Here is a 16502-nt window from a genome sequence, read left to right on the forward strand (position 1 = left end):
CTGTATATAATAATATTGAAAGAGTGTAGGTATGCTTATTTTATTAAGGATACCTTTTTTTTATTGTGTTTTATAGAAAATTTATCTGCATAAATAAAGTTTTTAAAACTCCATTCTTATAATTATTTTACTTTTACTAATTATATTACTTATAATAATTTCTGATATTTATGAATTGTTATACTTTTTAGAACTCTATTTTTAAATATATATTGACATATATATATTATCTATTACAATTGATATAAACTAATAAAAATAAAATATTATTAATCAAATTATTGAATGGAGGAATAGAAATGAAATTTGTAACTTTCTGTACTGGCAATGAAGAAAATATAGGTGTATTTAACTCAGAAGCAAATAGTATATATGAAATTAATAGTTTAGGATTAAGTAAATTATATACAGATATGAATGATTTTATTGAAAATGTATCTACAGGTGATTTAGAAAAAATAAAAAACAATTCATTTGAAAATGCAAAGTGTTATAAGTTAGAAGAAGTGAAATTATGTTCCCCAATTGTAAGACCTAAAAAAGATATTATATGTTTAGGTCTAAACTATAAAGACCATGTCAATGAAATTCCAGATGGTGTTATAAAAAATGTAGTTATGCCAGACTATCCTATTTATTTCTCTAAAAGAGCAGATAAGGCAATTGGAGTAGATGATAAGATAAGTCTGCATGGAGATTTAGTAGAAAAGCTGGATTATGAATCAGAGCTGGCAGTAATTATAGGAAAAGAAGGTATAAATATATCAAAAGAAGATGCCTATGAATATATATTTGGATATACAATAATGAATGATATAAGTGAAAGAGCACTTCAAGACAAACATGTGCAGTGGTATAGAGGAAAAAGTTTAGATACACATACCTCTATGGGCCCTTGCATAGTACATAAAGAAGAATTTGAGCATCCTTTAAAACTGGATATAAGTAGTGTGGTAAATGGAGAAGTAAGACAAGATTCTAATACAAAATATTTTATATTTGATATACCTACTGTAATAAGTGATTTATCAAGAGGAATGACTCTAAAACCAGGAGATATAATTTCAACTGGAACTCCAGCAGGTGTTGCTATGGGAATGAATCCTCAAGTATATTTAAAACATGGTGATGTGGTTGAATGTAAAGTCGAAGGAATAGGAGTTTTAAAAAATATAGTTGATTAATGGATAAATATGCCATATAATTTTATTAGTACGAATAATTTAATTAATATGGAATTAGTCAAATTTAAGATTAATTTACTATAGAGAGGGATGAGTATATGGCAAAAGAACTAGAACTAAAGTATGGCTGTAATCCAAACCAAAAACCATCAAAGATTTATATGAAAAATGGAGAACTTCCTATAGAAGTATTAAATGGAAAGCCTGGATACATAAATTTTTTGGATGCATTTAATAGTTGGCAACTTGTAAAAGAATTAAAAGAGGCTACTGGTCTTCCAGCAGCAACTTCATTTAAACATGTAAGTCCAGCAGGTGCAGCAGTAGGTATACCTTTATCAGATACTTTAAAGCAAATATACTTTGTTGATGATTTAGAGCTTTCTCCATTAGCTTGTGCTTATGCAATGGCAAGAGGGGCAGATAGAATGTCTTCTTATGGAGATTTTATAGCACTTTCAGATGTGTGTGATAAAGAAACTGCAACTATTATAGCGAGAGAGGTTTCTGATGGTGTAATAGCCCCAGGATATACAGATGAGGCTCTTGAAATATTAAAAGGAAAGCGTAAAGGTAATTACAATATTGTAAAAATTGATGAAAATTATACTCCTGAACCTATTGAAACAAAGGATGTTTATGGAATTACTTTTGAACAAGGCAGAAATGAAATATTAATAAATGAAGACCTGTTAAAAGATATCCCAACTGATAATAAAATCTTTACAGATAACGCAAAGCGTGATTTAATTATAGCTCTTATCACATTAAAATATACACAATCAAACTCAGTTTGTTATGTTAAAGATGGACAAGTAATAGGAGTAGGTGCAGGACAACAATCACGTATTCACTGTACTAGACTTGCAGGTAATAAAGCTGATATTTGGTATCTTCGCCAACATCCTAAAGTATTAAATTTAAAATTTAAAAAAGATATAGGTCGTCCAGATAGAGACAATACTATTGATGTATATCTTTCTGATGATTATATGGATGTACTTGCTGATGGTATATGGCAAAATTTCTTTGAAGAAAAACCAGAACCTCTTACTGGAGAAGGTAAAAGAGCATGGCTTAAAACTCTAACAGGAGTAGCTCTTGGTTCTGATGCATTTTTCCCATTTGGAGATAATATAGAACGTGCTAAAAGAAGTGGAGTAAGTTTTATAGCACAACCAGGTGGCTCTATTCGTGATGATAATGTTATATTAACTTGCAATAAGTACAATATAGTTATGGCATTTACTAAAAATAGATTGTTCCATCACTAAAGTGTAAAGAATATAAATTAAATACTGATTAAATTAAAAATCTACAACAAGTTTTGTTGTAGATTTTTTTATTTGCTGTATAATTTTAAATAGAACTTTATTTTTAGATATTCAATTTGGAGGATGATATGGCTTTAAATATAAGAGACTATAGCCTATTGTGTAGTCAGGGTACAGCTAAATTTAATGAAGATGTAGTTGGTATAAGCCCATTTGGTGCGTGGATTTTGGATGGTGCGACAGGGCTCAATGGAAAAAACTTAGTATCAAATGAAAGCGATGCAAGATGGTATGTTCAGTGGTGGAATAAGTATTTATATAAAAATATGAATAGAGAAGAATCATTAAAGAGTATTATCAGTAGTGGGATAAAAGAAGTTAAAAAAGAGTATGAGATGAAATTAAATGGAATAAAGGTCGAAAAATTAGATTTGCCATCAAGTTCTATAGTCATTGTTAAGTTTCATGAAAATAAAGTAGAGTATTTTTTATTAGGAGATTGTGCTTTGTTTATTAAAAATGGAGATTCTAAAGTCATAAAAGATAGAACTATCTGTAAATTTGATAATGCTGTGTTTGATGAAATGAGTAAGTTTTCTAATTTAAAAGAAATGACTTTTGATGAGATAAAGTCAAGTGTCATGGATACAATAGTAAGCAATAGATTGAAAAAGAATACCAAAGATGGATACTGGATATTGGATTTTGATGAGGATGCTGTGGAAAATTCAATATATGGATACTTAGAAATAAAAAAAGATTTTCAATTGATGTTAACAAGTGATGGCTTTACAAGTGCATGTGATAGGTATAACCTCATAAAAGAAGAAGAATTGATACGTATAGCAGAAAAATTTGGTATAGGATATATACATAATAAAGTTAGAGACTTTGAGGATAACGACTATAAAGCAATTAAGGTTCCAAGATTTAAAGTAAAAGATGATTCATCCTGTTTGTATCTAGATATATATAATGATTAGATTATATGAAATTGTTTAATTTTAGAGGGGCGGTAAGTAAAAAAGTGAAAATTCTTCATATAATAACACAAAAACCAAATAGTACGGGTAGTGGAATATACATGTGCGGTATGATAAAAGGGTTTGAAAAAATAGGTCATGAGCAAGCTGTAATTGCAGGTATAGATGTTAATGACAATGTAAACTGTTTTTCAAGTGATATAAGTTTTTATCCAGTAAAGTATAATTGTGGAGAACTAAATTTTCCTGTTGTAGGAATGAGTGATTCTATGCCATATGAAAGTACTAGATATAGAGATTTAAATGTAGAAATGATAGATAGATTAAAACATCAATTTAAAATAAATATAGACAGAGCTATGGAAGATTTTAAGCCAGATATTATAATATGTCATCATTTATATCTTTTAACAGCATTTGTCAGAGAGATTGTGAAAGATATTAAAGTTATGTCTGTTTGTCATGGGACTTGTTTAAGACAGTTAAATACTATAGATTTAGAAAAAGAATATATAATATCAAATATAAAAAAATTGGATTTAATATTTGCTCTTCATAAAAAGCAAAAAGATGATATTGTAAAAAGTTTTGGAGTAAGTGAAAGTAAAGTAGTTGTGATTGGCAGTGGATACAATGATAGTGTATTTTATGATAAAAATTATAAAATGCAAGGTGATAAGATAAGGATAGTGTTTGCAGGGAAGATATGTAAGTCAAAAGGGTTGATTCCATTTATAAAAGCTATATCTGAACTAATATATCGTAAAGATTTAATAGAAGTCAATTTTGCAGGTACAGGAAGTGATATTGAATCTTATAATGAGATTGTTAAGCTTGCAAATCAATCTCCATTTAAAATGAATTTCCTAGGAAAATTAGACCAAAGTGACTTAGCGGAGTTATTTAATAAGTCACATATACTTGTATTACCATCGTTTTATGAAGGGTTACCAGTTGTAGTTTTAGAGGCTTTATCATGTGGGTTAGATGTAATTACCACTGATATTCCTGGTGTTAGAGAGTGGATTGGTAGCCAAATTAATGATTCTGGCAAGATAGAATATGTAACTCTACCTTCTATGCATGGAGAAGGTATTCCAAATGAAGAAGAGTTATCTATATTTGAGAAGAATTTATATAATGCAATGGACTCTAAAATACAGTATCTATTATCCAATTTAGAGAAAAGGTCATTTGCAGATATGTCAAAAAAAACATGGGACGCTTTAGCTTATAGGATGAATGAAGTTATTTTAATGGATGAGATGTGTGTAATTTAGAGTGATTTAAATTATAAAAAAAGTGTAACTATTTCTACACTACTTTTAAGCGAATTTATATTATACTAATACTAAATATATTTATTTTGAGGGAGGTAATTTATGAAGTTTAGTAAAAGAATATTAGCATTAGGTATTTCAGCATTATTATTAAGTGTTAGTTTTCCAACATCAGCAAATGCACTAGATAAAATCGAAAATATCAAGGGAACGGATAAATATGAAACAGCTGGTATTATTTCTGATAAGCAAGATTATACAACAGCTGTACTTATCAACTCGGATTCTACGATGGTCGATGGTATTTCTGCTAGTGGTCTTGCAGGGGTAAATAATGCAGCAATTTTATTAACTAATAAGAATGATATACCAGAAGCCACTTTACAAAGGCTTAATAGAGTTACTAAGATATATATAATAGGTGGCGAAAATACTATAAGTAAAGATGTAGAAAAAATGCTACTTATGAGAAGAATGCAGGTTATAAGAATTGATGGAGTAGATAGAGTAGATACAAGTTATAAAATTGCAGCTGAAATAGAAAAGATAAAGAGTAGTGATAAGACGTTTTTAGTAAATGGATTTAAAGACGAGGCTGATGCAGTGAGTGTTGCGTCTGTTGCATACAGAGATGGTGCTCCTATTTTATTGACAAAGGATATAGCTTCAGCAGAAGAAGATACAGATTTAGACCCATGGTTTGGTGTTTCACCTGTTCCAGTATATGCTATTGGAGGAAAATCTACACTAAGTGATTATATAGTAAGTAGATATAGAGCAACTAGAATTGATGGTAGTGATAGATATGAAACTAATAAGAATGTAATTAAGAAGTTTTATAATGAAACAAAAGAGTTTTATGTGGCAAGTGGAGATGATTTAGTTTATGCTTTAGTTGCTTCACCAATGGCTAAAAACGCTCCTGTTGTTTTAGTTTCAGACAAAAGCGATAAGAGTATATTAAATAATGCTAATAAAGTTACTGCAATAGGTATAAATGATAATAAGGTTATAGAGCAATGTTTAGAAGCTACAAAATAATAAAATGTTGTTAGTAAAATGAATACATAATATATAGTAAAAGTCAGTATAATGCTTATATTTTAGTGATATATAATGTATAAATGTTAAACTATATGAATCTTCTAGTTGATTTTATGATAAAAATCAATTAGAAGGTTTTTTTATTAAAATTATGTATCAAAATTATATACTAAATTGAATTGTATATGTTAAAAAAGAGTACGTGAGCTATTCATATATACGAATCAATTATCCTCATAAGTGAAAATGTGAATGGAGTCATACACAAAATTGTATGACAATTCCATCCTATCACGTTTACATCAAAAAAGAAGATATGATGCCTATTTTTTATAAAGAATAAATCTCATAAGAGTTATCTTCTTTTAGCTTTTCTAACCAAACCATTTCTAAAATATCTAATTCTTCTAAGTAGTCTTTTTTAGTTTTGTTATCATCGTGTTTTATAAGTTCTAAAATTTCAAATGTAAATGTTTTTTCTCCATATTTTTTCCAATCATTGTTTAAATCTCTTACCATACATGACCCAGCACCAAGTTGAAATTTGAGGGAGTTAAACTTGCTTTTTATGTCATTGCTCTTTCCAAGATAAATCTTTTTAGTAGTATCACTTTTTATCATAAATACACCAATGTCAAATTTCATTTCCTTATATAGTTGTTTTAATTCACGTTTTCTATCCATTTTCTTAGTACCTCTCTTTATAATTAATATGTAATATGTAATATGTAAAATTATTTATATATTACATATTATTATAAAGAGATTAATTTCAAATGTAAATAGATTTTGATAAAATTAATTATAAGTTTACTATTACTTAGTATCAATATCTAGGCTAATTAGAGTTATTATATGACTTAATATTATATAAAATTAAAAGAAGAGTTGACATGATGAAAATTATAGAATAAACTAAAAATGTAATAGTTAATAAATCTTAACTATTACATTCAAAGGAGGCTGTTATTATGAATAAAAATATAGAATTAATTGGAAACTTTGCAAGTGATTGGATTCGCTATAGTGATTATGAATATAAAATTACTGAAGAAGATGAACTGTATATAGTACCAACAGAAGATGCTGTATTTACTATGTACAATCCATTTGATGTTGCAGATGAAATTATAGTAGATATAATTCGCATAGGACAAGAAGCATTACAAGAGATATCAAAAGAAACTAAAGAAATGAGATTAAAAAAAGAAGTACTTGAATTTGTAAAGAAATATGGGTTGTTAGGATTAATTTATTCAAGTGTATATAATAGAGATATTGTTGGTGAAGAAAGAGTACTGATGATTGAAAAGAATTATATTACAAAAGAGAATATATTGAATAATGATGAGTATGTAAATATGTTCATCCCATTTGCAAGTGATGAAGATGTATACTTTAAAAAATATAAACGAGGTATAGATGTATCAAAACGAGAGGAATCACCCAAGTTTTTTGGAAAAAGACCATTGATTTTAGATTTAGTATTTTCAAGGTTTTATACAGAACAATTGGATTGGATTGTAAATTTTGCTAAGGATATGTGTAGACATTTTAATCAAATTTGTGTCTATAAAAACATGTCTAACCTACTAACTGAAAGTGTGACTATTATGTCTGGAGGGTTTAACCCTCAAAAGATTGGATTTTCTATAAGTCAATTAGATAAACCCACAATTGCATGGGAATTTAATTCTTTAAAAACAGCTATTGAAACTATATATGCATTTGCAATTACAAGTGAACCTGCATCTTTAAATAAATGTAAGTATTGTGGAAAGATTTATATACCTACAAATTCTAAATCTCAATACTGTTCACCTTCCTGTAGAAATTGCTCAAATGTAAAGAAAAGCAGAAGTAGAGCTAAAAAAGATAAGTAAATTAATATATCATTCTTTAGATTTTAATTATAAATAACTATTAAATTGATGAATAGTTATAAAAAATATATCTGAGTAATGATATATTTTTTTTATTGAAAAATTTAATTAAAATAGTAATTTTGAGTTGACAAAAACTACTTATAATAATATTATTATAAGTAGTTCTATAAGTTAATAAATATACTAATTTAAATATAACATAAAATGAATTAAAAGTCAATAGAAAAAATAAAAAAGGAGAATTTTAAAATGATATCACCTATTATTTTGAGTTCTATGCATCAAAATTTAAAGGAAATAGAAAGAAATGAATTGCTTGAAACTAATAAAGAATCTAAGTGTTATGGTCTAGTACTTTCTGAAGCGGATGTAAAAGATATAATAACTTCAAGAAATGATACTTTAAAGGGATATGGAAGAATAGAATTAGATATAAAAGTTACAAAACAATTAATAGAAAACATATATACATCACAGTTTACGAATATGGATGATTATTTAGAAATTATTAATGATATGCAAGAAATCTTTTATTACTTAAAAAATGAAACAGATGATAAAATTTGTGATGATGAAATTATAGAAATACTTGATGAACTTTATGAAAAATTTACAGGGAATATGGACAATGTAAGGGGAGAAGCAGAGGAATTTGCAAAAAAGTTTAAATTTGGAGAAGTTTAATCTAATGAGAGGGGAAACTTACTATGTCAAATAATAATCTAACCAACATCAATATAAATGAAAATAATCTAATAAAAAATCAGTATGCAATATCTCTACTTAAAGAATGTATGGATTGTAAAGTAATAAATGAGAGAGAAGTATATAACATACAACAGGAAATATCCTTAATTCTTATAGATTTAATTAAAAAATATACAAATGGTCAAAGTACATCAGTAAAGACTGAAGTTGCTGAAAAATTATTGCTTTCAATTTGGTATTCTATTGATGCATATGTAAGTAAACTTGAAAGTATAGAAAAAAGAGTTGCAGAATTGACGTCTAAAAATATTAAGTATGTATACTTAGAAGGCATTAAAATTCTTGAATATGATTTACTTGAGTTAGAAAAATTTTATGAAGTAATGAAAAGTAGAAAATTAGACACTAATTTAATGGCGTATAATGATACTTTAATGGAACTGTCTGGTTTCTTTAAAAACTATAGTATAAAATTTGAAGCATATGATATTCCAGTGAGTATAGATTATCCATTGGCATTAGATGATATGGATATTCAAGGAATTTATTATGTGAAAAATTATATTGAGAGTATGGATATAGAAAATAGATTTTGTAATTTATTTAGAAAGAAAGATAGAGAAAAATTATTTTATGATTATGGAATAACTTATAAAATAGATTGTGATGTTATACTTATAAATTTATTTGAACTTATTATAAATAACTCTATTTTCTCTACAATTTTAGGTAATGAATCAACTAATTTGAAGATTTCAGAATATGAATATGAATTTTTAGAAAAACAATTTAAAAACATATACAATCATACTTTTGAAGATGAAATTAAGCAATATGAGGAAAATAATGTAGTTGAATTTATTGAAGAAAGTAATAGTTTTGATTTTAATAATTCTGAAGAGCTCAATAAAGAAAGTATAATAAATGAAAAAATAGTTTTATTGCTTGAAGAAGCAATTGATGTTTTGATAGAAAGATTAAATATAGAAGATGAAGCCATGATAAAATACATAAAAGCATATGAGAAGATATTTATTGAGTCTGTACTAAGTTCAATAAAAAGTGGCACTTTTAAAAGTATGATAACTGTAAGTAAGAATGAAAGTGAACCTTTAGAAAAGTATATTGTTGATGATGAAAATAAATTAGATGATGAGTCATTTAGAGCGATATTCAATGCTGTACTAGAGAGTACTTCTATAATTGAAAAAATAAAAATAATAAAGGAAAATATCAATGCAAAAAAAGACTTTATTGATATTCTTGAATCTGAGTGCTTATTTGGGGATGATTATCTAATGCTATTTGCTTCATTAAGTGAATTTGAATTGGCAATACTAGGAAGTGTAGTATTTTATGAAGATATGAGAATGGAAGAAATTAATTTATTAGAACTATTACTAAACAAAAATAATAAAACTACACCATGGAAAAGAGAGTACATTGAATTTATGAAGAAAAAAAATAAGGAAAAAATACATTGTATAGAAGAATATATAAATCAAATTAATTAACAAAAAATTGTGAATAAATAGAATGTTAGTATATAATATAATTTGTAAAGCATATCAAAAATACATATCTGTGGAGGAGACTATGAAAGAATATATTATAAATAATATTGAGGAGATAAGAGAAGAATTAATTGATTTATCTAAAAAAATATGGGAAAATCCAGAATTAGCTTTTGAAGAAAAGTATGCAAGCAGTATTCAAAAGGAATATCTAAAGTCAAAAGGATTTGAAATTGAAGAAGTAGACAATTTACCCACTGGATTTATAGCGAGTTTTGGAGAAGGTAAGCCAGTAATTGGAATACTTGGCGAATATGATGCTTTGCCAGAACTATCACAATCTGTGAGTACAGAAAAAAATCCATTGGTAGAGGGAGAATCTGGACATGGATGTGGTCATAATTTATTGGGTGTAGCAGGTGTAGGAGCAGTCGTTTCTATCAAAGAACTTATGGAAAAAAATAAATTTAATGGAACAATAAAATATTTTGGTTGTCCTGCTGAAGAAGAAGGTGGAGGAAAGACTGTAATGTGTGTAAATGGATGTTTTGATAATGTAGATTGCGCATTTACATGGCATCCTTTTGATATAAATGGCACATGGAGAGGTGGAAGTCTGGCAAATTTATCTGCTAGATTTAAGTTTAAGGGAATAACAGCACATGCAGCTCAAGCCCCTCATAATGGTAGAAGCGCATTAGATGCTGTTGAACTTATGAATGTAGGAGCAAATTATTTAAGAGAACATGTAATTGACTCTATAAGAATGCATTATGTTATAACTAATGGTGGAGGAAGACCTAATGTAGTTCCTGGTTTTGCGGAAAGTTGGTATTTTATAAGAGGTAAAAAAGCAAAGGATGCAGAGAATGTTCTTGATAGGCTAATAAAAGTGGCACAAGGAGCAGCTATGATGACAGAGACTGAAATGGAGTATGTAATTACTGATGGGATTTATGATTATATACCAAATCAGTGTTTAACTGATTTAGTATACGATAATATGATTCTTGTTGGAACTCCTAAAACTACTCCTGAAGAAGAAGAATTTGCAAAAAAATTATGTGCTACTCTTACTAAGGATGAGAGACTAGGTGTAGCTACAGCATTCCAAGACGATAAATCTATTGTGGACAGTTATATACATCATGGTATAGCTGATGGAGCAGAAGATAAGGGATTAGCTGGTTCTACTGATGTTGGAGATGTAAGTTATGTGATACCAGTAGCTCAATTTGCAATGGCAGCATGGCCTGTTGGTGTGGCAAGCCACACATGGCAGTCATGTGCATCAGCTGGTTCAAGTATAGGATTTTCAGCTATGATAAATTCAGCTAAGGTATTGGCTTGTAGTGCTTATGATGTATTTATGAATACTAAGATTATTGATGAGGCAAATATAGAGTTTGAAAAATCATTAGATGGACAAAAATTTAAACCATTGGTATAATCTTGGTAATAAAAATATTTCTGGGGGGGAATAACTATGAGAGAACAAGTTGAAAAAGTACTTGAACAAAAGATAAAACCTGTATTACAAAGAGATGGTGGAGATGTAGAGCTTATAGATGTAAATGAGAATGGTGTAGTTTTAGTTAGATTACAAGGTGCTTGTAGTGGATGTCCAGGAGCAACTATGACAATAAAAGCTGTTATTGAAAATGTTTTGGTAAGCGAAGTTCCAGGAGTAACTCAAGTGTTAGGTGTTTAATAAATTTAAATTATACATAAGGATTTATTAAGCTGTGTAAAAGAGTAAGTAAAACATTATAGATATATATGAAAAAGTGTGTAAGTGTATATTCATTTTCCTACACACTTTTTTTTATTTATTATCCAGCCATACCAATAAACATACCTATAAAGTATGGAATTAACCAGATAGTCCATACAACTATACTAAACTTATGGAAGAATTTTTTCTTATCTTCATCGTCCTTATACAAAACAAAAGTAGCCCAGCCTGCATGAAAAAGCATAAGCACAATTGCTAGGAGACCAGTTATACTATGAAGATTTTGGGACAATACAGACTTCACTTCAAAAGCGTGGCTATTAGCTATATTACTCATTGTAAATGTTCCTAAAGTATCAAATATTAAACCAAGCCAAAATATAATTACATGTTTCTTTTTTAAAATTTTAGCTTTTCTTTCTCCAAATACACCTATAGTGTAAAAAATTAAAGCTGATGTTATAAACACTATTGCAAGTATTAATTTAGAACTCATAATTATCTCTCCTTTATTTTTGCTAATATATTTCTAAGATTTTTTACTAATTCATTTAATTCTTTTTCATCACAATTTTTAAAAATACCATCAAAGCTTTCTTGCATTTTACTTTTAAAATTTGTGGCGAATTCAAGTCCATCCTCTGTAAATTTAACATATGTATTTCTCTTATCATCATATTTTTTGAACTTTTCTACATATCCAAATTGCTCTAATCTACTGATTATACCTGATACCGTTCCTTTAGCTAAAGACATCTCATCGCATAGTTGTGAAATTGTTAGTTCTTGATTATGAGCTATTAGCTTTATAACTATAATCTGTTGATGTGTTAATCCATTTTCCTTAAAATTTTCCTCTACTGTGTACATTGTTTTAGAATAGAGTTCTTTTAGAAGCATAGCTATTCTAAAACAATCATAATTAGTTTTCAATAAAATCACCTCTTAGATAGTTTGCATAGAAACTAATATAATATAGTTTCAGTAAATAGTCAATATAAAATTTAATAATTATGTAATAAATAAGAGATTAGTAATATCATAAAAATTTAATTTTAGGTAAAAATAAAACAATTTGATGAAATTTTAACAATTTTTCAAAAGTTTGTTTACACACAACATAAATGATGCTAAAATTGGTTTATAGATAAATATTTAAAATTTAATTTTTATTTAATGATAATAAAACCACGAAGGTTTAAACGTCGATTGACGCTTGCTTTTGGTGGTTTTTTTTATTGCAACAAAGGGGGAATAGGGGTTTGTTAAAGGATATAGTTAAAAAGTTGTTGCAGTTTATTTTAGTAATGTTTTTATTATCTTTTGTGGTTTTTTATATGGCAAGACTTGCTCCAGGAGACCCATTAATTTCTTACTATGGAGATGGTGTAGAAAGAATGAGTACTCAAGAAAAAGAAAATGCTATGAAAAAACTTGGTCTAAACGAACCAATATACAGTCAATATATAAAATGGATTTCAGATGCATCAAAAGGAGAATTTGGGATTTCATTTAAATATAAGCAAAATGTTACTTCTGTTATAAATGATGTTTATATAAATACTATCATATTAGGTGGTTCAGGATACATACTTACCTTTGTTCTAGCATTACTTTTAGGAATTTTTTGTACATTGCATGAAGATAAGCTTATAGATAGGGTTATATGTAAACTAGGTACGATAACCAATTGTATTCCATCATTCTGGGTTGCTTTAGTACTTATACTTATATTCAGTATAAATCTAAGTATACTTCCAAGTAGTGGAGCTTATTCAATGGGAGAGGAATATAGTATATCAAGTAGGATATCTCATTTAATATTACCTCTTACAGTACTTATATTGAGCCATTTATGGTATTACACATATATGATAAGAAATAAATTGCTAGAAGAAATAAGAGAAGATTATGTATTGCTATGTAAAGCAAAAGGTTTAAACAATAGAACCATTGTTTTTAAGCATTGCCTGAGAAATATAATGCCATCATATATAAGTATCATGGCTATTTCAATACCTCATATATTAGGAGGAACTTATGTAGTTGAAAAGGTTTTTTCTTATCCAGGGTTAGGAACTCTTTGTTTTGAGAGTGCAAAGTATCACGATTATAATATGTTATTAGTTTTATGTCTAATAACAGGAGCTTTAGTGGTATTTGGAAATATGCTAGCTCAAATTATAAACAATAAAATAGACCCTAGAATGAAGTACGATAGAGGTGATAACAATGAAGCCGCAATGTAGTGATTTTGAGATTGTAGGAGAAAATTATATTTCAGTAGTAAAAGATGAACAAATAGAAATAAAAAAAACTCTGTTTGAAAAATTTAAACAGTTACCATATATATCAATCATAATTTTATCCATTATAGTTATTGGAAGTGTATTTTCATCTTTGATAATGACACATGAGCCAACATATATGGATTTAGTAAGTTCTAATTTAGCTCCAAGTAAAGATTTTTTCTTTGGAACAGATTCAATGGGAAGAGATATATATTCTATGATATGGTATGGAGGAAAAATATCTTTATTTATAGGAATATTTTCGACAATAATATCAACTATTATAGGAATTGTTTATGGTAGCATAAGCGGTTCAGCATCTGAGCTTGTAGATGATGCAATGATGAGATTTACAGAAATCATACTTAGTATACCATCAATATTAATTATAATATTTGTACAAGCGATACTTGGGAATTCAAATCCAATATCTATGTCCATAGTAATAGGGATAACAAGTTGGATGAATATATCTAAGATTGTAAGGACTGAAGTTAGACAAATAAGAAATAGTGAGTACATACTAGCAGCTAAAAGTATGGGTGGAGGATTTTTATATATATTAAAACAGCACTTACTTCCAAACTTTGTTGCATCAATAATGTTTATGGTAGTAACAAATATAGGTGCAGCTATTGGAACTGAGTCAACACTGAGTTTTTTAGGAATTGGTTTGCCAATAGAAATTGTTTCTTGGGGAAGTATGCTATCTTTATCAGAAGAAGCACTGCTTTCAAATAGATGGTGGATTATCCTAATTCCAGGTATATTTTTAGTTACTACATTGGTCTGTATAACTAATATTGGTAATTATATAAGAAAGAGCAATAATAAAAAATCAAGTAATTTATAAATCAGCGTTTTAAGTGTTAAATAAGCAAATACTAAGGTATTTGAAATATCTATTTAAATAAATGGGGTCAAAGCTTTAAAAAATATTTATTATTAAAAGCAAAAGGGGGAGCATCATGAAATTAAAAAAATTAAAAGTTTTAAGTCTAGTAATGATACTTAGTCTAATGGCAGGCTGTTCGAGTGCAGGAAATGGGGACAAAAAAACAGATAAACCTAAAGATGGTAAAGTACTTGTTTATGGAAGTAATGACTATACAAGTATAAATCCAGCACTATATGAACATGGCGAAATAAATTCATTGATATTTAATGGATTAACAGCTCATGATGAAAATAATAAAGTAGTTCCTTGTCTAGCAAAAGATTGGAAATTTGATGAAGCAACAAATACATATACTTTTAATTTAAGAGATGATGTTAAGTGGCATGATGGAGAGAAATTTACAGCAAATGATGTTAAATTCACAATGGAAACTATAATGAATCCAGACAATGCTTCTGAAATAGCATCAAATTATGAAGATATAACAAAAATTGATGTAATTAATGATACTACTATAAAAATTGCTTTAAAAGCACCAAATACAGCAATGCTTGATTATTTAACAGTTGGAATATTACCAAAACATGCATTAGAAGGTAAAGATATAACTACTGATGGATTTAATCAAAAACCAATAGGTACTGGACCATTCAAACTTGAAAAATGGGATAAAGGGCAAAGTATAACACTTGTTAAAAATAGTGATTATTTTGTAAAAGAGCCAGGACTGGATAAAGTAGTATTTAAGATTGTACCAGATGACAAAGCTAAAGCAATGCAATTAAAATCAGGTGAATTAGATTTAGCACAAGTAACTCCTAAAGATATGTCTAATTTTGAGAAAGACGAAAAGAATTTTAAAGTAAATATAATGAAAACTGCAGATTATAGAGGTATACTATATAACTTCAATTCTAAATTCTTTAAAGATGAAAAGACTAAAGGATTACCAAATGCTTTAAGTTATGCAATAGATAGAAAAGCAATAGTTGATAGTGTATTATTGGGTCATGGTGTAGCCGCATATTCACCTTTACAAATGGGACCATATAATAATCCTGATATAGAGAAATTTGAATATAATCCAGAAAAGGCTAAGCAAGAAATTGAAAAATTAGGTTGGAAGTTAGGTTCTGATGGAATATATGAAAAAGAAGGTACTAAATTAGCTTTTGAAATAACAGCTGGCGAAAGTGACCAAGTTAGAGTTGATATGGCTAAAATATGTGCACAACAGCTAAAAGAAATAGGTGTTGATGCTAAAGCTGTAGTTGTAACTGAAACAGATTGGGCTAATCAAGATGCGCACTTAATCGGTTGGGGAAGTCCATTTGACCCAGATGACCATACATATAAAGTATTTGGAACAGATAAAGGTGCAAACTACAGTGCTTATTCTAATCCTACTATAGACAAAATACTTCAACAAGCAAGAGAAACAGAAAATAAAGATGAAAAATTAAAGTTATATAAACAATTCCAAGTAGAGATGACTAAAGATATGCCATATACATTTATTGCTTATATAGATGCTATATATGTTGGAAAACCAAATATAAAAGGTTTAACACCTGATACAGTTTTAGGTCATCATGGTGTAGGGATATTCTGGAACATAGCTGATTGGACAATAGAATAATAGTTAGATTAATTAGAAACCTTAGGGATGAAATATATCCCTAAGGTTTGAATAGCATAGGGGTTG

The 16502-nt window shown here is 28.1% G+C and carries 16 protein-coding genes; 13 read left to right on the forward strand and 3 right to left on the reverse strand.

Annotated elements, in window-relative coordinates; all coding sequences use genetic code 11:
• The first annotated feature begins 299 nt into the window (after positions 1–299).
• The 5 genes from IC219_RS08215 to IC219_RS08235 all read left to right on the forward strand — a co-directional run bounded on the left by IC219_RS08215 (position 300) and on the right by IC219_RS08235 (position 5762).
• A complete protein-coding gene (locus IC219_RS08215) occupies positions 300–1184 on the forward strand; it encodes a fumarylacetoacetate hydrolase family protein (protein WP_227433343.1) in 885 nt (294 codons plus the stop codon).
• A 98-nt stretch (positions 1185–1282) separates the two neighbouring features.
• The gene (locus IC219_RS08220; protein ID WP_227433342.1) at positions 1283–2458 is read left to right on the forward strand and encodes a phosphoribosylaminoimidazolecarboxamide formyltransferase; all 1176 of its coding nucleotides are present in this window, start codon (positions 1283–1285) and stop codon (positions 2456–2458) included.
• A gap of 128 nt (positions 2459–2586) precedes the next feature.
• The gene (locus IC219_RS08225) at positions 2587–3441 is read left to right on the forward strand and encodes a hypothetical protein (RefSeq protein ID WP_227433341.1); all 855 of its coding nucleotides are present in this window, start codon (positions 2587–2589) and stop codon (positions 3439–3441) included.
• A 44-nt stretch (positions 3442–3485) separates the two neighbouring features.
• On the forward strand, positions 3486–4721 hold the full coding sequence (locus IC219_RS08230; RefSeq protein ID WP_227482966.1) for a glycosyltransferase family 4 protein: 1236 nt from the start codon (positions 3486–3488) through the stop codon (positions 4719–4721).
• 102 nt (positions 4722–4823) lie between these two features.
• Entirely contained in the window at positions 4824–5762 is a 939-nt protein-coding gene (locus IC219_RS08235; protein WP_227433339.1) for a cell wall-binding repeat-containing protein, read from the forward strand.
• A gap of 333 nt (positions 5763–6095) precedes the next feature.
• Here IC219_RS08235 and IC219_RS08240 read toward each other — a convergent pair whose 3' ends face one another.
• Complete coding sequence (locus IC219_RS08240; protein ID WP_227482965.1) at positions 6096–6449, reverse strand: GIY-YIG nuclease family protein; 354 nt, start codon at positions 6447–6449, stop codon at positions 6096–6098.
• A gap of 287 nt (positions 6450–6736) precedes the next feature.
• On the opposite strand from IC219_RS08240, the gene IC219_RS08245 reads away from it, so the two are divergent.
• The 5 genes from IC219_RS08245 (at position 6737) to IC219_RS08265 (ending at position 11584) form a co-directional block, all read left to right on the forward strand.
• A complete protein-coding gene (locus IC219_RS08245; protein ID WP_227482964.1) occupies positions 6737–7648 on the forward strand; it encodes a recombination protein NinG in 912 nt (303 codons plus the stop codon).
• A gap of 252 nt (positions 7649–7900) precedes the next feature.
• A complete protein-coding gene (locus tag IC219_RS08250; protein WP_227433336.1) occupies positions 7901–8335 on the forward strand; it encodes a DUF6323 family protein in 435 nt (144 codons plus the stop codon).
• A 23-nt stretch (positions 8336–8358) separates the two neighbouring features.
• Positions 8359–9873: a DUF6179 domain-containing protein gene (locus IC219_RS08255; RefSeq protein ID WP_227482963.1), complete on the forward strand. Its 1515-nt coding sequence runs from the start codon at positions 8359–8361 to the stop codon at positions 9871–9873.
• Between the two features lie 82 nt (positions 9874–9955).
• Positions 9956–11323 carry a M20 family metallopeptidase gene (locus IC219_RS08260; protein ID WP_227433334.1) on the forward strand — a complete coding sequence of 456 codons (1368 nt, stop codon included), beginning with the start codon at positions 9956–9958 and terminating at the stop codon, positions 11321–11323.
• A gap of 36 nt (positions 11324–11359) precedes the next feature.
• Positions 11360–11584 carry a NifU family protein gene (locus tag IC219_RS08265; RefSeq protein ID WP_227433333.1) on the forward strand — a complete coding sequence of 75 codons (225 nt, stop codon included), beginning with the start codon at positions 11360–11362 and terminating at the stop codon, positions 11582–11584.
• Positions 11585–11705: 121 nt separating this feature from the next.
• On the opposite strand, the gene IC219_RS08270 is transcribed toward IC219_RS08265, so the two are convergent.
• Together IC219_RS08270 and IC219_RS08275 are read right to left on the reverse strand one after the other, a co-directional pair.
• Positions 11706–12104 (reverse strand): HsmA family protein, encoded by a 399-nt coding sequence (locus tag IC219_RS08270; protein WP_227433332.1) that lies wholly within the window; start codon positions 12102–12104, stop codon positions 11706–11708.
• 2 nt (positions 12105–12106) lie between these two features.
• Positions 12107–12541, reverse strand: a complete 435-nt coding sequence (locus IC219_RS08275) for a MarR family winged helix-turn-helix transcriptional regulator (protein WP_255605859.1) — start codon at positions 12539–12541, stop codon at positions 12107–12109.
• Between the two features lie 329 nt (positions 12542–12870).
• On the opposite strand from IC219_RS08275, the gene IC219_RS08280 reads away from it, so the two are divergent.
• From IC219_RS08280 to IC219_RS08290, 3 genes are all read left to right on the forward strand, one after another.
• Positions 12871–13857, forward strand: a complete 987-nt coding sequence (locus IC219_RS08280; protein WP_227433331.1) for an ABC transporter permease — start codon at positions 12871–12873, stop codon at positions 13855–13857.
• On the forward strand, positions 13841–14752 hold the full coding sequence (locus IC219_RS08285; RefSeq protein WP_227433330.1) for an ABC transporter permease: 912 nt from the start codon (positions 13841–13843) through the stop codon (positions 14750–14752). The genes IC219_RS08280 and IC219_RS08285 overlap by 17 nt, the downstream gene beginning before the upstream one ends.
• A gap of 115 nt (positions 14753–14867) precedes the next feature.
• Positions 14868–16436: an ABC transporter substrate-binding protein gene (locus tag IC219_RS08290; protein ID WP_227433329.1), complete on the forward strand. Its 1569-nt coding sequence runs from the start codon at positions 14868–14870 to the stop codon at positions 16434–16436.
• Positions 16437–16502 lie beyond the last annotated feature (66 nt).

This window comes from Clostridioides sp. ES-W-0018-02 (genome assembly GCF_020658175.1).
Lineage (GTDB): Bacteria > Bacillota > Clostridia > Peptostreptococcales > Peptostreptococcaceae > Clostridioides.